Below are 22,600 nucleotides of genomic sequence, written 5' to 3' on the forward strand. Positions count from 1 at the left end.
GGTCACTCCGGTTTGTGAGTGGCGGGAATCAGCGGCAGGCTCATCAGCGCACAGGTTCCGCGGCCTGGCCGCGAGCGCAACTGCAGGTCACCTTGATGGGCTCGGGCAACGGCCTTGGCCACTGCCAGACCCAGGCCGGTTCCCGTGGTTCGGGTGGTGAAAAACGGCTCGCCCAGCCGGCCCAGTGTTTCGGCGTCGATGCCTTTACCGCAGTCGCTTATGCACACCCGCACCGTTTCGTCGCGGCGATACAGGTGGACCTTCAGACGCGGCGCCCCGAAGCTGGCCTGTAACCCATTTTCGATGAGATTGAGCAATGCTCCGACCAACGTATCGCGATTGCACAACACCTCCACCCCCTGCACGTCACACTGCCAGCGCACGCTGGCGCCCTGCAGACGTGGCTCGCCGGCCGAACGCAGCGCCGACAACAGCGCAGCCGGACTCAGTCGGTCGTTCAGCGGCAGATCACCGCGGGCGAAGATCAGCATGTCACGGACCTGATGCTCCAGTTCGTGCAGACGAGCCTTGAGGCTACCGGCGAAGCGCTGCTGTTGCTGTTCGCTCAGGCCACCCTGTTCGAGGTGACTGGCATATAGCAACGCGGTGGACAGCGGAGTGCGAATCTGGTGGGCAAGCGAAGCCACCATGCGCCCTAGCGACGACAGCCGTTCATGGCGCGCCAGCTGATCCTGGAGTCGGCGGGTCTCGGTAAGGTCGGTGAGCAGCACCAGCTGACCAGGTTCCCCGGCAAGCGAGCGCGTAGCGATCGATAGGCGGCGACCATTGCGTAGCGATATCTCGTGCCCGTCGTCCCGCCGCGGCGCAAAACAGCGGCCAATCACCTCGCGCCAGGGGTGCCCCACGAGTGGCTCGCCCAACAGCTCAAGAGCAACCGGGTTCGCATCGCGCACCACACCCTGCCCATCGATCACGATGACGCCACCTGGCAGCAGGTCGAGAACGCTCTGCAATCGCTGCGCGAGACGCTCTTTCTCCTCCAGCTCCTGTCGTCGGAGCTCGCCGGCCTCGGCAAGTTGCCCCTTGAGCTCGGCGACACGTACCTGCAACAGCTCCTCGGATTCACCAAGCTGTCCGGATACCTGACGAAAGAGCTCCAGTGATCGAGTCAGCGCCAGCACGTCTGGGGCATCGAATGAACTTTCGGATGGCTTGGTGACGGAATTCACGGGTCGCTTGCGCCTGTCAAAAGAAAGTCGGTTGACGGGGACCAGCAATCTTCGTGCCCGGCACTCAGCACGTCCCGGCGGCCGCCATCGGCACTACCATGCCAAATGAAAAAGGCCACCTGATCCAGGTGGCCTTTTTGAACGACTTTTTAGAATCGCCTAGCAGCGTGCTAGTCGCCCATATCGTCGTCGCGACGATTCATGCCGTACTTGCGCATTTTCTCGACCAGCGTGGTTCGGCGAATCCGCAACCGCTCGGCTGCCCGAGCCACCACGCCACCAGCATCTTCGAGAGCCTGATGAATAAGTCCCTGCTCAAGATTGCCGAGGTATTCCTTGAGATCCAGACCCTCGATCGGCAGCATCGCCTGAGCTTCGGGTACTACCATTGGCGCACTTATTGCCGCGCGCTCCTCCATCTCATCATGCAGGCTGGTCGCGTACTGCTCGTCATCGTCGTCGACGTGGCGAAACTTCTTCGGCAGCTCCATTACCCCGATAACGCCATAGGGATGCATGATCGCCATGCGCTCTACCAGGTTTGCCAGCTCGCGGACATTACCCGGCCAGTCGTGCCGGCATAGCGACATGATTGCAGCCGAGTTGAAACGTATAGAGCCGCGCTTTTCATGCTCCATGCGCGAGATCAGCTCGTTCATCAGCAACGGGATATCCTCGACACGCTCCCGTAGCGGCGCCATCTCGATGGGGAAGACATTCAGACGATAGTAGAGGTCCTCGCGGAAGGTCCCCTCCTCGATCATTTTCTCAAGGTCCTTATGCGTCGCCGCGATGATGCGCACATCGGCATTCTGCGTACGGTTGCTGCCAACACGCTCGAAGGTGCGCTCCTGCAGAACCCGCAGCAGTTTGACCTGCATCGGCAACGGCATGTCGCCTATCTCATCGAGAAACAGTGTGCCGCCCTCGGCAAGCTCGAAACGACCCGCGCGAGCAGTAATCGCACCGGTAAAGGCGCCCTTCTCGTGACCAAACAGTTCGCTTTCCAGCAACTCCGCCGGAATCGCTCCGCAATTGACAGGTACAAAAGGCCCCTGACGCCGCTTCGAGTGATAGTGCAGATTTCGCGCAACCACTTCCTTGCCGGTGCCGGACTCACCAAGAATCAGCACACTGGCTTCGGTGTCGGCGACCTGTTCCATCATCTGCCGGACGTGCTGCACCGCTCGGCTGGTGCCGACCAGGCTGCGGAAAAGATTGGGCTCGCGCTGGCGACCACGGGACTTTGCCTGGTCGTACATCTCGCGATAGACCTGCGCACGGTGCAGGGAGTCGAGCAGCTTGTTATAGCTGGGTGGCATTTCCAGGCTGGTCAGCACTCGGCGTCGCAGATCGTCCGGCCAGTCCGCCGGAGCGGGCTCACCGATCAGCATCAGCGGGACATTTTCATCCCATTTGCCCATCTGCTTGATCAGTTCGACAGCGCCGCCCTTGGAGGACACGTCGCCCAGCATGACACCGTTGACAACACGGCTGGACTCGAGGCCGGCGACCGCCTCCTGCCATTCACTGCTTGAACAAGCCAGATGATCCTCGCTGAGAAAGTTCAGGATGACGGCCAGGTCGCGCCGGCGGTCGTGATCATCGTCTATCAACAAAATCTTGGTTTCACGCCACATCTTGTTTATAGGGCTCTAAAGAAGCTGAAAGAAAGCCTGCGCTCGCATCCATGGAAGAACGGCGATCACACTGATGGCAGATGGAACGTAGATTAATGAAAAAATGAACTGAGTCAAATTTATGGCGTGAATTAGCGACCAAAGAACGAGCCAAAAATCAGTACCTTGAGAGACGCCTCAAGATCGATTTGAAGACTTCGGTGCACGATGACCGCGAAGATAGGTATTTACCAGGCAATAAGCGCCAATTAGCCGCTCGCCAACAAAAGGGTAGCGGCATAATGCCACATACTTTGTAATGATAAATATTGAGGAAGAATTCAGCCCCAGTGATCCTGAGAAGAATTTGAAGCTGTCGGGCCTGAGGCCACGCTTAGGCGAATAGCTGGTAAACCTTGCTACCCTGTTGAGACTGATTCAGCTGACGCAGCTCGCTTGCGACCCGTGCCTGTTCAATCTGGCAGGTCATTACCAGCTCACCATACAGATCAAGAAGCTCCTGCAACCGCTGACGAACCACGCCGCTGTCGCGCTCATGTGCCTGCATCGCCTCGTCGACGGCATTACGGCACTCGCGATCCAGCATACTGATTGCGGCCCAGTCCTGCTGCGTCAGCGCATCGCGTAGAGCGGAACCAGTTTCTTCGAGGCGCTTGACGGAAGCATTCATTATCGACTCCGGGGCATGAGCCCGATGGACGGCATAGGCCGAGCCGGCTGGGAACGTTGCAGTGCAACGGTGCTGAACCTTTATCGGCAATAGGCAAGCCGCCTTTAGGCTGAAGCGCAAAAAGTTAGCGCCTGCTGCCGAGGAGTAACATCAATAGCGGTCACGAAGACCCGGCGGAACACTGGGCGGCGCGACCGGCTCCCACGGGCCATCGGGGCGCCCAGCACAGTACCAGTCGCCATCCCACCGGTAATACAGGCGCTCCCGGTAAAAGAGATCACGCCCCTCCACGACATAGACCCCAAGACGATTGTCCCAGTGCGCAGCCACGTGCGGTGGTGGCGCATAACGCGGATGGCTCTTCTGGGTAGTTGGAGCCCTGGGTGCCGGTGGCGCCTTGATAGGAGGGGGTGAGATAACCGGCCCACTGGGCTCGGGCGCACGCGGCACCGGACTTGGAGCAGGCCCCTGAGGCGCGGAACCGTAGGGATTACCTGCGCAAGCGCCGAGCGCCAATGTCAATCCGAGCAGTACGACCCGCGGGCCGAACCGCGCAAGCCTAAGCGGGTGTGCTGACGAATTCGTGTGCATCTCTACCTCATGGGTGTTCAGGGAGCCTCGGCGCGGTCGATCACCAGATCAATGGCGTTATCGCTCGCAGTATCAAGCGCTTCGCTTTGACCCATCCACTCACCTTTTGTTGCGTCGCCGGAACGGGAGACCCGCGCCATTACCGTGACCTGCTCGACGCTGGATATCTTCATCGAAGGCACCATCGCATCGGCATCGCCAAGCGTGACGGTTGCAGGCAGATCGGCAATCGTCAGGCGTTTTGCTGCCAGCGGAACGGGTGGCCCCGCTACTGCGCGAGCGAATACGAAAACCGTATCCTGCGGCGAAACCGATTCCGCCACCTTCGGGTCCAGCGCAACCTGAATCTGCAGCGTGGCCCCTGCGTTATCAGCCTTCTCGCTTGCCGCTGAGGCCTGTTCGGTGGTGGAGCTGCCCCCCTCGATCTGCTGCCGCGCCCGCTCGATGCCGCCACGGATCGCTTCGCGCGAAGGATCTTCTTCGGGAAGCGCCGCAACCAGTTGCTCCCAGAAGCGCACTGCATCCGGATAACGCGCTTCCTCGAATGCCGCGATGCCAAGCAGGCCGAGACTGGTCACTTCCTGCGGATCGCCCTGCAGCGCTTCGTCAGTAAGGGCTTGAAGCTTATCGGACCACTGACGGTCACCAGCGAAATAGAGCGCCTGCGCCAGCTGACCGAGCAGCTCGGGCTGACGGCCCGCAATTTCCACCACGCGCCCGAAAGCCTTGGCTGCGTCGGCTGGACGCTCCTGGTTCATATAAGTACGACCCAGGAAGTACCAGGCTTCGGCAGAATCCGGCTGCTCCTGTACGGCCTGCTCCAGATGAGCGGTCATTTCTTCGACTGTGCGAGGCTGCTCCGAAAACTGTCGAGCCATCTGAACTTTGTCGCTGGCGCCCCAATACATATAAAGCCCGTAGCCCATCAGGGGCACCAGAACCGCCGCAATCAGCGGAACGCTGCGACCAAGCTTGGCGATTCGCGGCTTGTCGCTATTCTCGGTGTCCTCCAACAGCTCGCGTGCAGCATCTGCTCGCCCAGCCTCCAACTGCTCGGCGGTCAAGGTTCCGGCAGAGTGCTGAGAGGTCAACTCGGCAAGGCGCTCTTCATACAAGGCAACGTTCAGCGCCGTACGATCTTCTTCGGCCTGGGCTCGACGGCCACGCAGGATGGGTAACAACAAAAAGGCCAATGCCACCAGCAGCAAGGCGCCGGCGGCTATCCAGAAATCGATCATGAGTCTTTTTTATCCAGAAGCTGGGCGAGACGTTCGCGCTCGGTCTCGGAAAGGGTTGATGCAGGTGCCTTTTCGACCCGGCGACGACGCACCAGAATCACGGTCAGCACGCCGAAGCCGAGGACCAGCAAACCAACCGGCCCATACCAGAGCAGCATGGTTTTCGCGTTTACCGGCGGCTTGTAACGAACGAAATCGCCGTAGCGATCGACGAGATAGTCGACGATCTGGTCATTGCTTTGGCCCTCTTCCAGCATGCGGAAGATTTCCTGGCGCAGGTCCATGGCGATCGGCGCGTTGGAATCGGCGATGTTCTGGTTCTGGCACTTCGGACAGCGCAGCTCTTCGGTTAGGGTGCGGTAGCGCTCACGCTCGGCTTCGTCCCTGAATTCATAGGTATCGATTGCTGCCTGGGCGGTCGTGACCAGGAACAGACCAAGCAGCGCACCGCGGATCAGTCGTTTCATTCGTCCACCAGCTCCTGATAGAGCGCTGCCAGCTGTTCTCGCCAGACCCGATCGTCGATCACGCCGACGAACTTGTGGCGGATGATGCCCTGCTTGTCGATGAGGAAGGTTTCAGGAGCGCCATAGACTCCCAGATCCAGCCCAAGACTGCCGCGTTCGTCGCGGATGTTCAGCTGATAAGGATCGTGGAACTCGTTGAGCCACTTCAACGCCGCGGCGTTGTCGTCCTTGTAGTTGACTCCATGAATCACCACACCCTGAGCTGCAAGACGGTTCAGCACTGGGTGCTCGACCTTGCAGGCGACACACCAGGTCGCCCACACGTTGACCAGCGCCGGCTTGCCCTTGAGGTCCTCGGCGGTGATGACGCGCTGCTCGTCTTCCACCGACGGCAGCGAGAACGCCGGGAGTGGCTTGCCGATCAGCGCCGAAGGCAGCTCGGAAGGATCGAGGAACAGGCCGCGATAAAGGAACACTGCAACCACCAGGAAAATCACCAGCGGCAGCAACATCAGCAATCGTTTCACATCAGGCTCCTTGTGCGGCCATGCCCAGCGCTTCGCGCACGCGGGTCTTCACCTTGACTCGATAACGACGATCACTCGCCGCCAGCACACCGCCGAGCCCCATCATCAGCGCTCCGAGCCAGATCCAGCGAACGAAGGGCTTGATGTGAACACGCACGGCCCACGCCCCATCACCCAGCGGCTCACCCAGCGCGACATAAAGGTCGCGGGTGAAGCCCGCATCGATACCCGCCTCGGTCATCGGCATCTGCTGCACGGTGTACAGGCGCTTTTCCGGGTGCAGCGTGGCGATCTGCTTGTCGCCGTCGAGCACGCGAATGGTCGCCTTGTCCGACGTGAAGTTCGGTCCTTCGTGATGCACCGCGCCTTCGAAGACGAACTCATAGCCGCCAAGCGACAGCGACTCCCCAGGAGCCAGGCGCAGATCGCGCTCCGCACTTTGGTGGCTGGTGAGTACCACGCCAATGGCACAGACCGCCAGCCCGAGGTGCGCCAGATGCATGCCCCAGTAGCTTGGCGCGAGGCTGCGCATGCCCTTGAACAAACCCTTGTGGCGCGTCTTGTCCAGCAGATCACGGACGCCAGCGATCACCACCCAGGCCGCCAGCAAGGACACCGCAAGTACCGCCCAGTTGAAGTCACCGAACAGCAACGAGCCCAGGCCACCAAGCACTACGCTAGTGATCAGCACTGGTGTGAGCATGCCGAGCAACCACTTCAGCGGAGTGTCCTTCCAGCGCACCAGGATTCCGACACCCAACGTCAGCATCAGCGCGCCAATCAGCGGAACGAACATCGCATTGAAGTACGGTGGGCCGACGGAAAGCTTGGCACCGGACAATGCGTCCAGCAGCAGCGGATAGAGCGTGCCGAGGAGAATCATCGCCGTGGCGACGACCAACAGCAGGTTATTGACTAGCAGCAGAGTCTCGCGCGACCACAGGCCGAACCCGACCTGGCTCTTGACCACAGGCGCGCGCATGGCAAACAGCGTCAGCGAGCCGCCTACCACCATCAGCAGAAAGATCAGAATGAACACGCCACGCTCGGGATCGGTAGCAAACGCATGCACCGACGTCAGCACGCCGGAACGGACCAGGAAGGTCCCAAGCAGGCTCAGCGAGAACGCCGCGATTGCCAGCAACACGGTCCAACTCTTGAACACGCCGCGCTTCTCGGTCACTGCCAACGAGTGAATCAGCGCCGTACCGACCAGCCAGGGCATGAAGGAGGCGTTTTCCACCGGATCCCAGAACCACCAGCCGCCCCAGCCGAGCTCGTAATAGGCCCACCAGGAGCCAAGGGCGATGCCCAGGCCGAGGAAGGCCCAGGCGACGAGCGTCCAAGGACGCGACCAGCGCGCCCAGGCCGCGTCAAGGCGCCCCCCCAGCAACGCGGCGATCGCAAAGGCGAACGCCACCGAGAAACCCACGTACCCCATGTAAAGCATGGGCGGGTGGACGATCAAACCGAAATCCTGCAGCAGTGGATTGAGGTCGCGTCCATCCATTGGAACCTGCGGCAGCAGCCGCTCGAAGGGGTTCGAGGTGACGATAAGAAAGAGCAGGAAACCGATGCTGATCAAACCCATGACGCCGAGCACGCGCGCCAGCATGTCTTCCGGTAGCTGGCGGGAGAAGATCGCCACGGCAAAGGTCCAGCCGGCCAGGATGAAGGCCCACAGCAGCAAGGAGCCTTCGTGAGCACCCCAGACTGCGCTGAACTTGTAGTACCAGGGCAAGGCACTGTTGGAGTTGTGGGCGACGTAGGCAACGGAGAAATCGTCGACCATGAAGGCGTAGGTCAGGCAGGCGAAGGAGAAACCGAGAAAGGCGAACTGACCCCAGGCGGCTGGTTGGGCCAGGCCCATCCACTGTCGGTCACCGCGCCAAGCACCGATCAGCGGCAGCGTGGCCTGGACCACTGCCAGGCACAGCGCCAGAATCATCGCCAGATGGCCGAGCTCGGGAATCATTTCGCGTACTCCTGCTTACCGCCCTCGTAGTGCTTCATCATGCCGCTCTTCTCCAGCGCCTGAGTTACTTCGGGCGGCATGTAGTTTTCGTCATGCTTGGCCAGCACTTCGTCGGCAACCAGAACGCCCTCGGAATTGACCCGACCCAGCGCGACGATACCCTGCCCTTCGCGGAACAGGTCCGGGAGAATTCCCTGGTAAGTGATAGTGATCGCCTGGGCGCCATCAGTGACACGGAAGGCGACGCTGAGTGAGTCGTTGGTACGCTTCACCGAACCCTCTTCGACCAGGCCGCCTGCTCGAATCCGGGTGCCCTCAGGAGCCTCCCCCGCTGCGATCTGGGTCGGCGTGTAGAACAGGTTGATGTTCTGCTGCAGAGCGGACAACGCCAGCGCCACGGCGATACCGACACCGGCGAGGATCGCCAGGACGATGAAAAGACGCTTCTTGCGCACCGGATTCACTTCGACTCCTCCCGGCGCAAACGACGCGCCTCATCTTGCAGGTAACGCCGGCGTGCCAAGGCTGGCAGCGCGACGTTGAGAATCAGGACAGCCAGGCTGATGCCATAGGACGTCCAGACGTACACGCCATGATTGCCCATGGCGATGAAATCCGCGAAGGATGAAAAGTTCACGAGTTGTTTCCTACCAGGGCCTTGACCTCATTCTTCACCCAGCTGGCGCGCGATTCGCGACGCAGCACTTCCAGGCGCATGCGCATCAGCAGCACCACGGTGAAGAAGCAGTAGAAGCCGATCACCATCACCAGGAGCGGCAGCCACATTTCCGCTGGCATCGCCGGTTTTTCGGTGACGGTGAACGTTGCCGGCTGGTGCAGCGTGTTCCACCACTCCACCGAATACTTGATGATCGGGATGTTCACCACTCCGACGATGGCCAGCACAGCGCACGCCTTGGCCGCGCTGTCACGATTGCTGATCGCCTGTCCGAGCGCAATGATGCCGAAGTACAGAAACAGCAGGATGAGCATCGAGGTCAGCCGCGCGTCCCATACCCACCAGGCACCCCAGGTTGGCTTGCCCCAGACCGCGCCGGTCAACAGGGCGATGAAGGTCATCCAGGCACCGATGGGGGCAGCCTGCTGCAGAGCCACATCGGCCAGCTTCATCTTCCAGACGAGCCCGACCACCCCCGCCACGGCGAGCATCACGTAGATCGACTGAGCGAGAAACGCAGCCGGCACGTGGATATAGATGATCCGGAAGCTGTTGCCCTGCTGGTAATCCTCAGGCGCGAACGCCAGACCCCAGACCATACCGACGCTGACCAGCAGCACGGCTGCCCAGGCAAGCCAGGGCAGCCAGCGGCCGCTGATCTCGTAGAACCATTTGGGTGAGCCCAGCTTGTGAAACCATGTCCAGTTCATCGGATGACTCGTCGTCCAGCGGGACCTTGCAAATGCAGGCCCCGAGATTCGTTACATCGACCGGGTGTGAGCGCCGGCCATCTGGGTGTGTCGCTATTCGCCAACGCTGATCTTCAGCCCGGCAGCTATCGCAAAGGGTGTAAGGGTAACGGCCAACGCAGTCAGACTGGCCAGCCAAAGCAGGTGACCGACTGCCGGTAGACCTTGCAACGACGCTTGCAGGGCGCCGCTGCCGAGAATCAGTACCGGGATGTAGAGCGGCAGGATGAGCAACGCCAGCAGCAAGCCACCCCGCTTCAATCCTACCGTCAACGCCGCGCCCACCGCACCGAGCAGACTCAGAATCGGCGTCCCCAGCAACAGTGAAACCAGCAGCACCGGAATGGTCCCAAGCGGCAGACCCAACATCAAGCCCAACAGCGGCGCCAGCAGCACCAGCGCCAACCCGGAAAAAGCCCAGTGCGCCAGTACCTTGGCGAGAACCAGGAGCGCGAGCGGGTGCGGCGAAACGACCCACTGCTCGAGCGAGCCATCTTCGAAATCACTGCGAAAAAGACCATCCAGTGACAGCAGAACGGCCAGTAATGCTGCCACCCAGACCAAGCCGGGAGAGATGGTTTGCAGAAGCTGAGTCTCCGGCCCTACCGCAAGCGGGAACAACGCGATAACGATGGCGAAGAACACCAGCGGGTTGGCCAGCTCAGCCGGGCGACGGAACAGCAGACGCGTCTCGCGCGCCAGCAGAAGAGTGAATACGCTGCTCATGCGGCTCGCTGTCCCAGATCGAGCTCACAGTAGCCGGTAGGCTTTTCCGTCAGGCTGTGGTGAGTGGTCAGTACGACCAGTCCGCCCTGCTCGCAATGCGCTGCGAGATGCCTCTCAAGCTGCGCCACGCCATGTTTGTCGAGCGCGGTAAATGGCTCATCGAGAATCCACAGCGGCGGTGGCGAGAGATACAGACGCGCCAACCCCACGCGGCGCTGCTGGCCAGCAGAAAGGGTATGACAGGGCACGTCTTCGAACCCGCGCAGTCCCACTTCGGCAAGTGCATGCCATATCGCCTCGCGGCTGGCCGGCTGGTGCAACGCACAGAGCCAAGTGAGATTCTCCTCAGCTGTCAGCAAGCCCTTGATGCCAGCAGCATGGCCGATCCACAACAGGTTGCGTGCCAGTTCACCACGCTGAGCGCTGAGCGACCGGCCCTTGAGCAGCACCTCGCCTGCGGTTGGTTGCATCAGGCCGCATAGCAGGCGCAGCAGACTGGTTTTGCCGCTGCCATTGGGCCCGGAAATCTGCAGCATTTCCCCACTCTCGAGACGCAGATCCAACTTGTCGAAAAGCAGCCGCCAATCCCGTTCGCAAGCGAGGGCTACGGCTTCGAGAAAGGGAGTTGACACGGCTGGCGACACCTCAAGATGAAAAAGGCCTGGCCGCTATACTCAGGAAGCAGGGCCAGGCGGGCGGAATTATACATGGCAACCTTTGGTGCCGAGGGCCGCGAACGCGAAAGGTTGTAAGAGCATTTGAGGAAAGATGACCGAGATCAAGAGTACCACTGCCCTGCCCCCAAGCAGCGCGCCGCGCCAGGCGGCAGCGGCGAATGACCTCGCTTTGAAACTGCTGCAACCGATGCAAGGCCTTCTGGCGGCTGGCGAAAACGCCGAAGCGGAGGTAGTCAGCATCAGGGAAGCGGCGCAGGCATTTCGGCTGGTGCTGCGGCTGACCATGGGCAGCGGGCGCCAGGCGACCGTCGAGGTCAGCAGCAACAAGGCACCGCCACCCGGCACCGCATACGTCATCACCGCCCTGTCCGACACCCGGTTGCTGGCCGCTCCACAGATCGCCGGGCGCCAGCCCGCCTCGATGATCGACCTTCAGCAACTGCCGGTCGGCAGCGTCATCCAGGGCCGTGTCGTGGCGACCAGTCAACAGCAGTCGGAGGACGGGCAGAAGATCTTCAAGGCGGTCATCAGCCTGCTCAACAGCCCCGTCGCTGGACAGAAGCTGAATATCGAATCAGCCAACCCGCTGGCACTCGGCAGCCTGCTGACAGCGCAGGTCAAAGGCGACCAATCCCTCGCATTCCTTCCGCTGAGCGGGCGCCTCGATCAGCTGCATCTCGGCGAGCAACTGGGCGCCCAACACAACCGCCAGGCCTCGCTGGAAGGCCTGTTCAAGGCTCTACAGGGTGGTACCGGGGCTCTCCCCGAGGGGCTGCGCGGCGCCGCCGAAAAACTGCTGGGGCTGATACCCGAAATGCAGCAACTGGGCGATGCCAAGGCACTCGCCGCAGCGCTGGCCAGGAGCGGCGTGTTCCTTGAAGCGCGCTTGCTGGCCGGGCAAACCGAAGGACTGCAGGGCGACCTCAAGGCTGGACTGCTGCGCCTACTGGCGCAAATGCCCAATCTTCCAGGTAGCACGCCGCTGGTCTGCGCCCAGGCCAGTGCCGCCATGGGCCAGGCGTTGCCTGCATTTGCGCGGCAAGCACTGGGCTCCCTGGCGCAAAGCAATGTCCGTCAGCTCGCGCTGGGGTTCCCGCTACCAACCCGACTGCCGCCTAGCCTGGAAGAAGAAGCCGACCTCGAAATGCTGCTCAAGCTCGCAGCCGCCGCGGTATCCAGGCTGCAGACCCATCAACTGTCCAGTCTCGCGCAGACACAAATCGGCCCGGACGGCGCCCTCCTCACCACCTGGCAGCTGGAGCTGCCAATGCGCGACCAGCGCGATATCGTGCCGCTGCAAATCAAGCTGCAGCGCGAAGAAGAGCCGAGAAAGCAGGAGAAGGAGCGTGGCGAGCCGCTCTGGAAGATCGAACTCGCATTCGATGTCGCACCACTCGGGCCACTGCAAGTTCAAGCACAGTTGACGCGCGGCACCCTCACCAGCCAGCTGTGGGCCGAGCGCAGTGCCACGGCCCAGTTGGTGGCGACCGAACTTACCCATCTGCGTGAGCGCCTACAGGCAGCCGGGCTGAGTGTCGGAGAATTGAGCTGCAGGCAAGGCACGCCACCGCAGGGTCCGAGCACCAATCTGGAGCAACGCTTCGTGGACGAGAAGGCATGACCGACAAGCAGCCACGCCAGGCAATCGCGCTCAGCTATGACGGTGTCAACGCGCCGAGCCTGAGCGCCAAGGGTGATGACGAACTGGCCGAGACGATCCTCGCCATCGCTCGGGAACATGAGGTGCCGATCTACGAGAACGCCGATCTGGTGAGATTGCTGGCGAAGCTTGAGCTGGGCGACGAGATCCCGGAAGCGTTATACCGCACCATCGCGGAGATCATCGCCTTTGCCTGGTACCTCAAGGGCAAATGCCCGCCAGGGTTCCACGAACGGAGCTCAGGCGAACCAGCGCCGCCCCTGCCGCAACTCAGTGGGCCTGCGCGTTGAGTACGACGGCTGCACGATCTTCACCAGTGACCTGAGGGAGATCATGCAGCTGCCAGGCGAAATAGCCGGCACGGAAATAGAACACCCGCTGGTAGCCCCAGGCCACGGCCATTCTTGCGGCTTCCGCGCTGCGCGGGCAGATTTCGCTGTCGCAGTAAATCACCAGCGGAAGCTCACGCGGCCACTCCGGCCAGGCCAGGCTGACGAAATCACTGGCCAGATCGAAGTGCACGGCGCCTTCCACGTGGCCCCATAACCATTCGCGGTCGGCACGCACATCGATGAAGACGGCGCCCAGTTCATGAAGGCGCTTGGCTTGAAAGACGTTTACGGTCATTGCGCCGTCCACATCGTCTGGCGCCTCGACGGCCTGAGCGCCAAGCGAAACCATGAACAGCAACAGAATGAGAGTAAGCCGCATCATTGCCCTCCTCGCCCCAAGCATGGGACCTGGACAAGCTCAGCAATGCCAAGCTGATACGGATTGGAATGTGCAGGGTGTGGGAGGTTCCGGCACAAGGCCTGGAAGGGACGACCAGTCGACGGAAAAACCGCAATCAGGGTTTCTTGCGAGCCTGATGCAGTTTGCTCATCAGCTCCGCTTCGGATTGCGACAGGCCACAGGACTGCGTCAGGTCGTCGACGCTTGCGCCCATGCCGACCAGTTTGGCCGCCTGGGAGAAGGAGAAGTTGTTGGGGTCGCGCTGTTCCAGCTGGGTGAGCTTGTCCGGCAACGGCGCCAGCGTGCGACTCAGCTCACGCAACTCATCACCCATGCGCAAGCTGCCTTCCAGATAGGCATCCAGGCGGCTGCTCAGCTCCTTGATGCGCTTATCCCTGTTCGCATCGCGTTGCTGCTGTTGTTCGGCCAGAAACCGCTGCCGCCTGAGCAGCCACAGGCAGAAGCCCAGCAGCCCAAGACAGCAGAAGGCCAGCGCAACCAACGATGCGACCAGCGACGCGATCAGCATGTATCAGATGCTCTCAAGCTCGGCCCATTCTTCTTCGCTCATCATCTTGTCGAGTTCGACCAGAATCAGCAGCTCGCCGTTCTTGTTGCAGACGCCCTGAATGAATTTGGCCGACTCATCATTACCGACGTTGGGCGCAGTTTCGATCTCGGATTGGCGAAGATAGACCACCTCGGCAACGCTATCGACCATGATCCCGATGACCTGACGATCCGCCTCGATGATCACGATTCGAGTATTGTCCGATACCGACGCGGTTTCCAGGCCGAAACGCTGACGCGTGTCGATCACCGTCACCACATTGCCGCGCAGGTTGATGATGCCGAGCACATAGCTCGGAGCACCCGGTACCGGCGCGATCTCGGTATAACGCAACACCTCCTGGACCTGCATCACGTTGATACCGTACGTCTCGTTGTCCAGACGGAAGGTCACCCATTGCAGTACAGGATCTTCGGAACCTTGCGCAGACGTCATCTTCATAGCCCCACCTTCTTCAGTTACCGCAATGGCGGTCGATTCTATCGCCGGGCCGCGCAACAGGCGCGACCGTCAATTGTTTGCTTTCAATGCGTCCGCGGCTTCGTCGCGCCCTGCATCTGTTTCACAGCGCCACTGGCGATCAGCTCGGCCAGCGCAGTCACGTCGACCAGCGCGCACATATGCTCGATTACCGTACCGGCCAGCCATGGACGCTGACTGCGCTGCGTACGCCACTTGACCTCACTGGGGTCGAGGCGAATCGAGCGACTGACCTGATGGACCGCCAGCCCCCATTCGTAGCCCTGAACCGAGATCACGTACTGCAACCCCTCGCGGAAGTCGTCACGATACCGATCAGGCATCACCCAGCGCGCGGTGTCCAGCACCTTCAGATTGCCTGACTGGCTCGGCAGTATGCCAAGAAACCAGTCGGGCTGACCGAACAGCGGCGTCAGTTCCTGCCCGGCCAGCGGATAGATGGAGCCCAGACACACCAGCGGCACCGCCAGGGTCAACCCTGCCACATCGAACAGCAGGCACTCGAAAGGCTCCTCCCCCCAACCCGGATGGGCGTCAGGCACGGCTTCGACTGGCTCGCTGGGCAGCTGCGGCGCAACCTCGAGCTCCACGACCGGCTCAATAGTCGGCACCGGCGGCATCGTTAGAGGCGCTTCCACCACGGGCGGCGGCGCCGGCTGGACTATTTCAAGACGCGGCGGTTGGCTCTGCCGCGTATCACGCAGTTGCTCCTCGAGCACGGCCGCCTGGAATTCGTCCTGACTGACCGAGTCGGCCAGTTCAATGGCAGCGTCCTGCAACAGCCCATCGAGATAGGACTGCAGCGCCTGCTGGGATCGGGTTTCGGTTAGGACGGTGCGGCTCATGGAACGAACTCGTTATGAGAATCTGAACAGGCTATCGGCCACTGGCGCGACAAACTTGAGCTGGCAGGCGCCGAGCGGCATGGCACTTCACGCCACCTGCGGAGACACTTGCGACGCCAGCAGATGCTTGAGCAAGGCCCGATAGGCAAGAACCGCACGACTGGTCGGATCGAACTGCGAAGGCGTCAGGCCGGCGCGGCTGGCATCGCGCAGCCGCGTATCGACCGGGATGAACGCTGGCCAGAGATGATCGGCATAACCGGCTCGCAGTACCTTGAGCGTATTCATCGAGGCCTGGGTGCGGCGGTCGAACAAGGTCGGCACGATGGTGTAAGGCAGCGCTTGCTTGCGCGAACGGTTGATCATCGACAGCGTGCTGACCATTCGCTCGAGACCCTTCATCGCCAGAAACTCCGTCTGCACCGGAATCACCAGCTGCTGACTGGCAGCCAGCGCGTTGACCATCAGCACACCGAGCAGCGGCGGGCTGTCGATGATGGCGTAATCGAAGTCCTGCCAAAGCTGCGACAGGCTCTTGGCAATGACCAGCCCGAGGCCGTTCTGCCCGGGCGACTGGCGCTCGAGTGTCGCCAGCACGGTACTGGAAGGCATCAGCGAGATACGCTCGTGACTGGTGGCCAGCAGCAGCTGCCACGGCAGGCCATCCGGCACGGTACCCTGGTGCTGGAAGAGATCGAAGACGCTATGGTCCAGGTTATCGGGATCATGCCCGAAATAGCTGGTCATCGACCCATGCGGATCCAGATCCAGCACGACGACGCGCTTGCCGGAATCGGCCAGCAAGCCCGCCAGTGCGATCGACGTAGTGGTCTTGCCCACCCCACCCTTTTGATTGGCTACAGCCCAGACTCTCATTGATCTTCCACCCGGCGAAGCTGACCGGAACGGCATTGCCTGAAACGGCAAAGCGACGGTGTTTTGACGACTGCGCCCTGAAGCGCTTACATGGACACAGCCGGTGCAGATTGTGTGCCAGCCCGACGCAATGCATCGTCAGGCCGTACATTGCTGCTGCCCATTCCGGTGACACTCCGGCGCACATCGAGATTACGCGACACCACCAGAATCACCCGCCGGTTGCGCGCCCGGCCTTCGACCGTCGCGTTGTCCGCCACGGGCTGAAATTCGCCATAGCCCACCGCTGCCATCCGCGAAGGGTCCACCCCCTGCGCTGCAAGCATCCTCACAACGCTGCCAGCGCGGGCTGCGGACAGCTCCCAGTTGGTAGGGAACTGGCTGGTGCTGATTGGCAGATTGTCGGTAAACCCTTCGACATGGATCGGGTTGTCGAAAGGGGCCAGAATTCCGGCGACCTTGTCGATCAGCAGAAATGCCTGGTCGTTGGGAAGCGCATCGCCGCTGGGGAACAGCAGGCTGGAGTTGAGTTCGATCTCGATCCACAGCTCATTGCCACGGATCGTCAGTTGCTCGTTGGCGATCAGCTCGCCGAACGTCTCGCGCATGCTCTGCGCAATTCGCTCCAGCGGATCGAGGGTCGGCTTCCCCGCCGACGAAGCCGGGCCCGACAGATCCTCGACCTGGGACACATCCGCCTCGGTGGTCCGAGGTCGCTCCTCACCGATGGGGATGGGCTTGACCGAACGATCGACCTGATTGAACACGCCGACCAGCGAATCGGAGAGGATCTTGTACTTGCCCTCGTTGATCGAGGAGATCGAGTACATCACCACGAAGAAGGCAAATAACAGCGTGATGAAGTCGGCGTAGGACACCAGCCATCGCTCGTGATTCTCGTGCTCTTCCGGTGGTCTGCGTCTGGCCATGGCGGTCAGTCCATGAAGCCTTGCAGCTTCATCTCGATGGAACGCGGATTTTCGCCCTCGGCGATGGACAGCACGCCCTCCAGCAGCATCTCGCGATAGGCGGTCTGCCGCTGGACGACGCTCTTCAGCTTGTTGCCGACCGGCAGCACCAGCAGGTTGGCGAAAGCGACGCCATAGATGGTCGCCACGAACGCAACGGCGATGCCGCTGCCCAGCTGGCTGGGATCGGCCAGATTGCCCATCACGTGGATCAACCCCATTACCGCGCCGATGATGCCGATGGTCGGCGAGTAGCCACCCATGCTCTCGTAGACCTTGGCCGCGCGCAGGTCACGCCCCTCCTGGGTATACAGATCGACCTCGAGGATGCTGCGGATCACTTCCGGCTCGGCGCCATCGACCAGCAGCTGCAGGCCTTTGCGTGCGTAAGGATCGGGCTCCGTCTCGGCGACCGGCTCGAGGCCGAGCAACCCCTCCTTGCGCGCAGTATTGCTCCAGGTAGTGACCATGAGGATGCCGCGCGCGAGATCGATGCGCGGCGGAAAGAATATCCAGCGACCGATACTCATCGCCCGCATGAACACGGCGATGGGCGTCTGCAGCAGGACGGCACCCAGGGTACCGCCAAGCACGATCAACGCGGCCGGCCCATTGAGCAGCGCCGAGATATGGCCGCCCTCGAGAAAATTGCCCCCAACGATGGCGACGAACGCCAACAGCAGCCCGATCAGGCTGAGCACGTCCATTAGAGGCGGGCCTCCATCAGATGCACGCCTCGGCCAGATTGCGACCGATGTCGTCGAGCCCGTAGACCGCATCACTCAGGTTGGCTTTGACCACCGCCATCGGCATGCCATAGATCACGCAGCTGGCTTCATCCTGCGCCCACACCTGGCTGCCGCTCTGCTTGAGCAACCGTGCGCCTTCGCGACCATCGGCCCCCATGCCGGTCAGCACCACCGCCAGCACCTTGTCGTGAAACGACTTGGCGGCCGAACCGAGGGTAACGTCGACGCAAGGCTTGTAGTTGAGGCGATCATCGCCCGGCAGGATGCGTACCGCACCGCGGCCGTCGATCATCATCTGCTTGCCACCCGGTGCCAGCAAAGCAAGCCCCGGACGCAGCACGTCGCCGTCCTCGGCTTCCTTGACACGAATGCGGCAAAGCTTGTCCAGACGATCGGCGAAGGCTTTGGTGAACGCGGCCGGCATGTGCTGGATGAGCACGATCGGCGCGGGGAAATTCGCCGGGAGCTGAGTGAGCACACGCTGCAGCGCCACCGGACCGCCAGTAGACGTACCGATGGCCACCAGCTTGTACGCCTTGCGCTTGGGCGCCGGCGAACGAGCTGCCGGCGCCGCGGGCGCTGGCGTTGCAGCGCCGATCCGGGGCGCTGCAGTAGCCAATGTCGAGGCAGTGCCACGCGCGGATACCGGCGGCGTACTTACGCTCGAGGTACAGAACGTGCTGTAGCGCCGGTTGCTGCGCGAGACGGTATGTACCTTCTCGCACAGCAGCTGCTTGACCTTATCCGGGTTACGCGAAATGTCTTCGAAGTTCTTCGGCAGATAGTCGACGGCGCCGGCATCCAGTGCATCGAGGGTGACCCGAGCGCCTTCGTGCGTCAGCGAGGAAAACATCAACACCGGTGTGGGGCAGCGCTGCATGATCTGCCGCACCGCCGTGATGCCGTCCATCATCGGCATCTCGTAGTCCATGGTGATGACATCCGGCTTCAACGCCAGCACCTGGTCGATCGCCTCGCGTCCGTTGGTGGCGGTGCCGACGACCTGGATATTCGAATCAGAGGAAAGGATTTCCGAGACGCGCCGACGAAAGAAGCCGGAATCGTCGACGACCAGGACCTTGACTGCCATACATCACTCCTAGCGGCAGCGCTCCCATCCGAGGTAAGCGCTGCCTGACTGAATCAAATCCTGCGTGCGTAGCGCTTGAGCATGCTGGGAACATCGAGAATCAGCGCGATGCGGCCATCGCCGGTGATCGTCGCGCCGGACATGCCAGGCGTACCCTGCAGCATCTTGCCAAGCGGCTTGATGACCACTTCTTCCTGTCCCACGAGCTGATCGACGACGAAGCCGATGCTCTGATTGCCGACGCTGAGAATTACTACATGGCCTTCACGCTGCTCTTCCTGAGCCGCATCGTTGACCAGCCAGCGCTTGAGGTAGAACAGCGGCAGCGCCTTGTCGCGGACGATCACCACTTCCTGGCCATCGACGACGTTGGTCCGCGACAGGTCGAGGTGGAAGATCTCGTTGACGTTGACCAGTGGGAAGGCGAAGGCCTGGTTGCCGAGCATGACCATCAGGGTCGGCATGATCGCCAGGGTCAGCGGCACCTTGATCACCACCCGCGAGCCCTGGCCCTTGGTGGAGAACACGTTCACTGTGCCATTGAGCTGGGAAATCTTGGTCTTGACCACGTCCATGCCGACACCGCGGCCGGACACGTCGGAAATCTCGGTCTTGGTCGAGAACCCCGGCGCGAAGATCAGGTTGTAACACTCCAGATCGCTCAGGCGTTCGGCGGCATCCTTCTCCAGCATGCCTTTCTCGACGGCCTTGGCGCGCAGGACGTTGGCATCCATCCCCTTGCCGTCATCACTGATGATCAACAGGATATGGTCGCCTTCCTGCTCGGCGGAAAGCACTACCCGCCCGGTACGCGGCTTGCCGGCGGCTTCGCGCTCCTCGGGCATCTCGATACCGTGGTCGACCGCGTTGCGCACCAGGTGCACCAGCGGATCGGCCAGGGCTTCGACCAGGTTCTTGTCGAGATCGGTTTCTTCACCGACGAGCTCAAGGTTGATCTCTTTCTTCAGGCTGCGAGCCAGGTCGCGGACCAGGCGCGGGAAGCGACCGAAGACCTTCTTGATCGGCTGCATGCGGGTCTTCATCACCGCACTCTGCAGATCGGCCGTCACCACGTCGAGGTTGGAGACGGCCTTGGCCATCGCCTCGTCGCCGCTGTTGGAGCCCAGGCGTACCAGTCGGTTACGCACCAGCACCAGCTCCCCGACCATGTTCATGATCTCGTCCAGGCGTGCGGTATCGACGCGCACAGTGGTCTCGGCCTCGGCCGGGGGCTTTTCCGCCGGAGCAGCAGCGGCCGGCTTGCTCACCGCAGCTGCCGGAGCGGCCTTGGCCGGAGCAGCAGCAGGGGCAGGCTTGGGCGCCGGTTTGATCGGCACAGCCGCAGCAGGTTCAGCCGGGGTCTCGACGACCGCAGGCTCGAACTTGCCCTTGCCATGCAGTTGATCGAGCAGTGCTTCGAACTCGTCGTCGGTGATCTCGTCAGCTGCACCAGCTGTACCACCTCCCTTTGCCGGTTCGGCGCTTGCTGGTGCAGCGGGTTCAGGCGGGGCCGCTTCGAACTTGCCCTTGCCATGCAGCTGGTCCAGCAAGGCTTCAAATTCGTCATCGGTGATTTCGTCACTGGTCGGCGCAGCAACGAACTCGCTCTCGGCAGGCATCGAGGCACCCGCAGCGGCAGAGAATTGTCCCTTGCCATGCAGCTGGTCGAGCAGCGACTCGAATTCGTCGTCGGTAATCTCGTCGGTGGCAGGGCCAGTCGCTACTTCGGCCGCAGTCGGCTCGCTGGTGGACGGCTGAATGGCATCGAGCATCTGTTCGAATTCGCTATCGGCGCCCTCGGACCGGGATTCGGCCACGACCTGCGGTTCGACTGCCGGCGCTGGCTCATCAGCCGAGGCTGGCTCCGCCAGACGTGCCAGCGCCGCAAGCAACTCACGCGAGGCTGGCGTCGGCTCGACGCGCTCGCGGACCTGACTGAACATCGCGTTCACGGCGTCGAGCGCCTGCAGAACGACATCCATCAGTTCGGAATCGACTCGACGCTCACCCTTGCGCAGGATGTCGAAGACGTTTTCGGCGATGTGGCAGCACTCCACCAGCTCATGCAGCTGGAGGAAACCGGCACCGCCCTTGACCGTATGGAACCCGCGAAAAATCGCATTGAGCAACGCCATGTCATCGGGGCTGCTTTCCAGCTCCACGAGTTGCTCGGACAATAGTTCGAGAATCTCGCCGGCCTCTACCAGGAAGTCCTGGAGGATTTCTTCATCGGCGTCGAAGCTCATATTCACTTCCCCTAAAAGCCCAGGCTTGAAAGCAGATCATCGACATCGTCCTGGCCGGAAACGACGTCTTCACGCATATCGGCATGCATCTGCGGACCTTCACCCTTGGAAGGCTCTTTTTCTTGTTTTTTCTTTTCCTGCTCGGCGCGCATCGCTTCGCGGTCATGCTGGATGCCCGCCACGCGATCGACCTGCCCCGCCATCAGGACCAGGTTAAGCAGGTTGCTTTCGAGTTCAGTGATGAGACGCGTCACTCGCTTGATCACCTGGCCCGTCAGGTCCTGGAAGTCCTGCGCGAGCATGATTTCGCTGAGGTTCTGCGACAGCTGGCCGCCATCGTTCATGCTGCGCTGCAGGTACTGGTCGATGCGCTTGACCAGATCGCGGAACTGATCGGCATTCATCTCACGACGCATGAAACGCTGCCAGTCGGCTGTCAGACTCTGCGCCTCATAGCTCACGTAGTTCACCAGCGGCGCTGATTCTTCGACCAGGTCCATGGTGCGGTTGGCAGCCTTCTCGGTCATCTCCACCACGTAGGACAGGCGATCGGTCGCGTCCGTGATCGGCGACGGATCGCCGCCAGTGGCGCAGGTGTCCATCTCGAGCTTGACGATGGCGTTGTGCAGCTCGCGTGTGAGCTTGCCAACCTCCAGATAGAGCCCGTGGTTGCGCACCTGATTCAGCTCATTGAACATCTGCGTCGCTTCATCGAAGCGGCCCTGCTGCAGACTTTCGATCAACTTGGGTGCATGCGCCTTCAGAGTTGCTTCGAACTCTGCCAGGCTTTGGTCTGCTTGCGTCATAGTGCCCTCGCGGCGTTGCTGCTTCAGCCGTTGACGCGCTCGAAGATCTTCTCGATCTTCTCCTTGAGCACCTGGGCAGTGAAAGGCTTGACCACATAGCCGTTAACCCCGGCCTGGGCGGCTTCGATGATCTGATCGCGTTTCGCTTCGGCCGTCACCATCAGCACCGGCAGGTGCTTGAGGCGCTCATCGGCACGCACGGTGCGCAGCAGATCGATTCCGCTCATTCCCGGCATGTTCCAGTCGGTCACCAGGAAGTCGAAGCTGCCGCTCTTGAGCATCGGCAGCGCGGTAGTACCGTCATCCGCTTCGGCGGTGTTGGTGAACCCCAGATCACGCAGGAGGTTCTTGATGATTCGTCTCATCGTCGAGAAGTCATCGACGATGAGGATTTTCATGTTCTTGTCCAAGTCGACCTCCGTAAGTCCCAAAATGCCTCAGCAAACCG

The 22,600-nt window shown here is 61.5% G+C and carries 26 protein-coding genes; 2 read left to right on the forward strand and 24 right to left on the reverse strand.

Annotation, left to right across the window (positions count from 1 at the left end; genetic code table 11):
- Nucleotides 1-2 precede the first annotated feature (2 nt).
- The 13 genes from BM275_RS11055 to ccmA form a co-directional block, all read right to left on the reverse strand.
- Nucleotides 3-1,190, reverse strand: a complete 1,188-nt coding sequence (locus BM275_RS11055) for a sensor histidine kinase (protein WP_090521206.1) — start codon at nucleotides 1,188-1,190, stop codon at nucleotides 3-5.
- Nucleotides 1,191-1,360: 170 nt separating this feature from the next.
- A complete protein-coding gene (locus BM275_RS11060) occupies nucleotides 1,361-2,830 on the reverse strand; it encodes a sigma-54 dependent transcriptional regulator (RefSeq protein WP_042926965.1) in 1,470 nt (489 codons plus the stop codon).
- Nucleotides 2,831-3,203: 373 nt separating this feature from the next.
- Nucleotides 3,204-3,500: a flagellar protein FliT gene (gene fliT / locus BM275_RS11065; protein WP_090521207.1), complete on the reverse strand. Its 297-nt coding sequence runs from the start codon at nucleotides 3,498-3,500 to the stop codon at nucleotides 3,204-3,206.
- A 150-nt stretch (nucleotides 3,501-3,650) separates the two neighbouring features.
- Nucleotides 3,651-4,091, reverse strand: a complete 441-nt coding sequence (locus tag BM275_RS22420; RefSeq protein WP_041207339.1) for a hypothetical protein — start codon at nucleotides 4,089-4,091, stop codon at nucleotides 3,651-3,653.
- Nucleotides 4,092-4,108: 17 nt separating this feature from the next.
- Nucleotides 4,109-5,329 (reverse strand): c-type cytochrome biogenesis protein CcmI, encoded by a 1,221-nt coding sequence (gene ccmI / locus BM275_RS11075; protein WP_044316420.1) that lies wholly within the window; start codon nucleotides 5,327-5,329, stop codon nucleotides 4,109-4,111.
- On the reverse strand, nucleotides 5,326-5,796 hold the full coding sequence (locus tag BM275_RS11080; protein ID WP_042926970.1) for a cytochrome c-type biogenesis protein: 471 nt from the start codon (nucleotides 5,794-5,796) through the stop codon (nucleotides 5,326-5,328). Before BM275_RS11080 ends, ccmI begins: the two co-directional genes overlap by 4 nt.
- Nucleotides 5,793-6,323: a DsbE family thiol:disulfide interchange protein gene (locus BM275_RS11085; protein ID WP_014820832.1), complete on the reverse strand. Its 531-nt coding sequence runs from the start codon at nucleotides 6,321-6,323 to the stop codon at nucleotides 5,793-5,795. The genes BM275_RS11080 and BM275_RS11085 overlap by 4 nt, the downstream gene beginning before the upstream one ends.
- A 1-nt stretch (nucleotide 6,324) precedes the next feature.
- The gene (locus BM275_RS11090; RefSeq protein WP_023446668.1) at nucleotides 6,325-8,298 is read right to left on the reverse strand and encodes a heme lyase CcmF/NrfE family subunit; all 1,974 of its coding nucleotides are present in this window, start codon (nucleotides 8,296-8,298) and stop codon (nucleotides 6,325-6,327) included.
- Entirely contained in the window at nucleotides 8,295-8,762 is a 468-nt protein-coding gene (gene ccmE / locus BM275_RS11095; RefSeq protein ID WP_041014444.1) for a cytochrome c maturation protein CcmE, read from the reverse strand. The genes BM275_RS11090 and ccmE overlap by 4 nt, the downstream gene beginning before the upstream one ends.
- Nucleotides 8,759-8,935: a heme exporter protein CcmD gene (ccmD, locus tag BM275_RS11100; protein ID WP_014820835.1), complete on the reverse strand. Its 177-nt coding sequence runs from the start codon at nucleotides 8,933-8,935 to the stop codon at nucleotides 8,759-8,761. Before ccmD ends, ccmE begins: the two co-directional genes overlap by 4 nt.
- A complete protein-coding gene (locus tag BM275_RS11105; protein ID WP_090521208.1) occupies nucleotides 8,932-9,687 on the reverse strand; it encodes a heme ABC transporter permease in 756 nt (251 codons plus the stop codon). Before BM275_RS11105 ends, ccmD begins: the two co-directional genes overlap by 4 nt.
- A 93-nt stretch (nucleotides 9,688-9,780) precedes the next feature.
- The gene (gene ccmB, locus BM275_RS11110; protein WP_014820836.1) at nucleotides 9,781-10,452 is read right to left on the reverse strand and encodes a heme exporter protein CcmB; all 672 of its coding nucleotides are present in this window, start codon (nucleotides 10,450-10,452) and stop codon (nucleotides 9,781-9,783) included.
- Entirely contained in the window at nucleotides 10,449-11,084 is a 636-nt protein-coding gene (ccmA, locus tag BM275_RS11115; protein WP_014820837.1) for a cytochrome c biogenesis heme-transporting ATPase CcmA, read from the reverse strand. The genes ccmB and ccmA overlap by 4 nt, the downstream gene beginning before the upstream one ends.
- A gap of 136 nt (nucleotides 11,085-11,220) precedes the next feature.
- Between ccmA and fliK the strand changes: the two genes are divergently transcribed.
- Both fliK and BM275_RS11125 read left to right on the forward strand, forming a co-directional pair.
- On the forward strand, nucleotides 11,221-12,750 hold the full coding sequence (gene fliK, locus BM275_RS11120) for a flagellar hook-length control protein FliK (protein WP_090521209.1): 1,530 nt from the start codon (nucleotides 11,221-11,223) through the stop codon (nucleotides 12,748-12,750).
- The gene (locus BM275_RS11125) at nucleotides 12,747-13,079 is read left to right on the forward strand and encodes an EscU/YscU/HrcU family type III secretion system export apparatus switch protein (RefSeq protein ID WP_023446671.1); all 333 of its coding nucleotides are present in this window, start codon (nucleotides 12,747-12,749) and stop codon (nucleotides 13,077-13,079) included. Before fliK ends, BM275_RS11125 begins: the two co-directional genes overlap by 4 nt.
- On the opposite strand, the gene BM275_RS11130 is transcribed toward BM275_RS11125, so the two are convergent.
- The 11 genes from BM275_RS11130 to BM275_RS11180 all read right to left on the reverse strand — a co-directional run bounded on the left by BM275_RS11130 (nucleotide 13,060) and on the right by BM275_RS11180 (nucleotide 22,550).
- Nucleotides 13,060-13,500 (reverse strand): rhodanese-like domain-containing protein, encoded by a 441-nt coding sequence (locus BM275_RS11130; protein WP_090521210.1) that lies wholly within the window; start codon nucleotides 13,498-13,500, stop codon nucleotides 13,060-13,062. The genes BM275_RS11125 and BM275_RS11130 overlap by 20 nt on opposite strands.
- Nucleotides 13,501-13,636: 136 nt before the next feature.
- Nucleotides 13,637-14,050, reverse strand: a complete 414-nt coding sequence (locus tag BM275_RS11135) for a DUF2802 domain-containing protein (RefSeq protein WP_041014448.1) — start codon at nucleotides 14,048-14,050, stop codon at nucleotides 13,637-13,639.
- Between the two features lie 3 nt (nucleotides 14,051-14,053).
- Nucleotides 14,054-14,533, reverse strand: coding sequence for a chemotaxis protein CheW (locus tag BM275_RS11140; RefSeq protein WP_014820842.1), 480 nt, complete (start codon nucleotides 14,531-14,533; stop codon nucleotides 14,054-14,056).
- An 83-nt stretch (nucleotides 14,534-14,616) separates the two neighbouring features.
- Nucleotides 14,617-15,417 carry a CheW domain-containing protein gene (locus tag BM275_RS11145; RefSeq protein WP_090521211.1) on the reverse strand — a complete coding sequence of 267 codons (801 nt, stop codon included), beginning with the start codon at nucleotides 15,415-15,417 and terminating at the stop codon, nucleotides 14,617-14,619.
- An 87-nt stretch (nucleotides 15,418-15,504) separates the two neighbouring features.
- The gene (locus BM275_RS11150; RefSeq protein WP_014820844.1) at nucleotides 15,505-16,293 is read right to left on the reverse strand and encodes a ParA family protein; all 789 of its coding nucleotides are present in this window, start codon (nucleotides 16,291-16,293) and stop codon (nucleotides 15,505-15,507) included.
- An 86-nt stretch (nucleotides 16,294-16,379) separates the two neighbouring features.
- Nucleotides 16,380-17,222, reverse strand: a complete 843-nt coding sequence (motD, locus tag BM275_RS11155) for a flagellar motor protein MotD (protein WP_090521212.1) — start codon at nucleotides 17,220-17,222, stop codon at nucleotides 16,380-16,382.
- Between the two features lie 5 nt (nucleotides 17,223-17,227).
- On the reverse strand, nucleotides 17,228-17,968 hold the full coding sequence (locus BM275_RS11160; RefSeq protein ID WP_014820846.1) for a flagellar motor protein: 741 nt from the start codon (nucleotides 17,966-17,968) through the stop codon (nucleotides 17,228-17,230).
- A gap of 16 nt (nucleotides 17,969-17,984) precedes the next feature.
- Entirely contained in the window at nucleotides 17,985-19,100 is a 1,116-nt protein-coding gene (locus tag BM275_RS11165) for a protein-glutamate methylesterase/protein-glutamine glutaminase (RefSeq protein WP_090521213.1), read from the reverse strand.
- Nucleotides 19,101-19,153: 53 nt separating this feature from the next.
- Nucleotides 19,154-21,346 carry a chemotaxis protein CheA gene (locus tag BM275_RS11170; protein WP_090521214.1) on the reverse strand — a complete coding sequence of 731 codons (2,193 nt, stop codon included), beginning with the start codon at nucleotides 21,344-21,346 and terminating at the stop codon, nucleotides 19,154-19,156.
- A gap of 11 nt (nucleotides 21,347-21,357) precedes the next feature.
- Nucleotides 21,358-22,152: a protein phosphatase CheZ gene (locus tag BM275_RS11175; protein WP_014820849.1), complete on the reverse strand. Its 795-nt coding sequence runs from the start codon at nucleotides 22,150-22,152 to the stop codon at nucleotides 21,358-21,360.
- Between the two features lie 23 nt (nucleotides 22,153-22,175).
- Nucleotides 22,176-22,550 (reverse strand): chemotaxis response regulator CheY, encoded by a 375-nt coding sequence (locus BM275_RS11180; RefSeq protein ID WP_011913679.1) that lies wholly within the window; start codon nucleotides 22,548-22,550, stop codon nucleotides 22,176-22,178.
- Between the last annotated feature and the right edge of the window lie 50 nt (nucleotides 22,551-22,600).

This window comes from Stutzerimonas kunmingensis (assembly GCF_900114065.1).
Lineage (GTDB): Bacteria > Pseudomonadota > Gammaproteobacteria > Pseudomonadales > Pseudomonadaceae > Stutzerimonas > Stutzerimonas kunmingensis.

Excerpts from the sequence above, each read along its gene's own strand:
- BM275_RS11135 (WP_041014448.1), bottom strand. The coding sequence starts at position 14,050 with ATGCTGATCGCGTCGCTGGTCGCATCGTTGGTTGCGCTGGCCTTCTGC.
- BM275_RS11080 (WP_042926970.1), bottom strand. The coding sequence starts at position 5,796 with ATGAAACGACTGATCCGCGGTGCGCTGCTTGGTCTGTTCCTGGTCACG.
- BM275_RS11130 (WP_090521210.1), bottom strand. The coding sequence starts at position 13,500 with ATGCGGCTTACTCTCATTCTGTTGCTGTTCATGGTTTCGCTTGGCGCT.
- BM275_RS11145 (WP_090521211.1), bottom strand. The coding sequence starts at position 15,417 with ATGAGCCGCACCGTCCTAACCGAAACCCGATCCCAGCAGGCGCTGCAG.
- fliK (WP_090521209.1), top strand. The coding sequence starts at position 11,221 with ATGACCGAGATCAAGAGTACCACTGCCCTGCCCCCAAGCAGCGCGCCG.
- BM275_RS11105 (WP_090521208.1), bottom strand. The coding sequence starts at position 9,687 with ATGAACTGGACATGGTTTCACAAGCTGGGCTCACCCAAATGGTTCTAC.
- BM275_RS11140 (WP_014820842.1), bottom strand. The coding sequence starts at position 14,533 with ATGAAGATGACGTCTGCGCAAGGTTCCGAAGATCCTGTACTGCAATGG.
- BM275_RS11175 (WP_014820849.1), bottom strand. The coding sequence starts at position 22,152 with ATGACGCAAGCAGACCAAAGCCTGGCAGAGTTCGAAGCAACTCTGAAG.
- BM275_RS11060 (WP_042926965.1), bottom strand. The coding sequence starts at position 2,830 with ATGTGGCGTGAAACCAAGATTTTGTTGATAGACGATGATCACGACCGC.
- BM275_RS11170 (WP_090521214.1), bottom strand. The coding sequence starts at position 21,346 with ATGAGCTTCGACGCCGATGAAGAAATCCTCCAGGACTTCCTGGTAGAG.
- BM275_RS11165 (WP_090521213.1), bottom strand. The coding sequence starts at position 19,100 with ATGGCAGTCAAGGTCCTGGTCGTCGACGATTCCGGCTTCTTTCGTCGG.
- fliT (WP_090521207.1), bottom strand. The coding sequence starts at position 3,500 with ATGAATGCTTCCGTCAAGCGCCTCGAAGAAACTGGTTCCGCTCTACGC.
- BM275_RS11125 (WP_023446671.1), top strand. The coding sequence starts at position 12,747 with ATGACCGACAAGCAGCCACGCCAGGCAATCGCGCTCAGCTATGACGGT.
- BM275_RS11090 (WP_023446668.1), bottom strand. The coding sequence starts at position 8,298 with ATGATTCCCGAGCTCGGCCATCTGGCGATGATTCTGGCGCTGTGCCTG.
- ccmI (WP_044316420.1), bottom strand. The coding sequence starts at position 5,329 with ATGATCGATTTCTGGATAGCCGCCGGCGCCTTGCTGCTGGTGGCATTG.
- ccmB (WP_014820836.1), bottom strand. The coding sequence starts at position 10,452 with ATGAGCAGCGTATTCACTCTTCTGCTGGCGCGCGAGACGCGTCTGCTG.
- BM275_RS22420 (WP_041207339.1), bottom strand. The coding sequence starts at position 4,091 with ATGCACACGAATTCGTCAGCACACCCGCTTAGGCTTGCGCGGTTCGGC.
- BM275_RS11160 (WP_014820846.1), bottom strand. The coding sequence starts at position 17,968 with ATGGACGTGCTCAGCCTGATCGGGCTGCTGTTGGCGTTCGTCGCCATC.
- BM275_RS11180 (WP_011913679.1), bottom strand. The coding sequence starts at position 22,550 with ATGAAAATCCTCATCGTCGATGACTTCTCGACGATGAGACGAATCATC.
- motD (WP_090521212.1), bottom strand. The coding sequence starts at position 17,222 with ATGGCCAGACGCAGACCACCGGAAGAGCACGAGAATCACGAGCGATGG.
- BM275_RS11150 (WP_014820844.1), bottom strand. The coding sequence starts at position 16,293 with ATGAGAGTCTGGGCTGTAGCCAATCAAAAGGGTGGGGTGGGCAAGACC.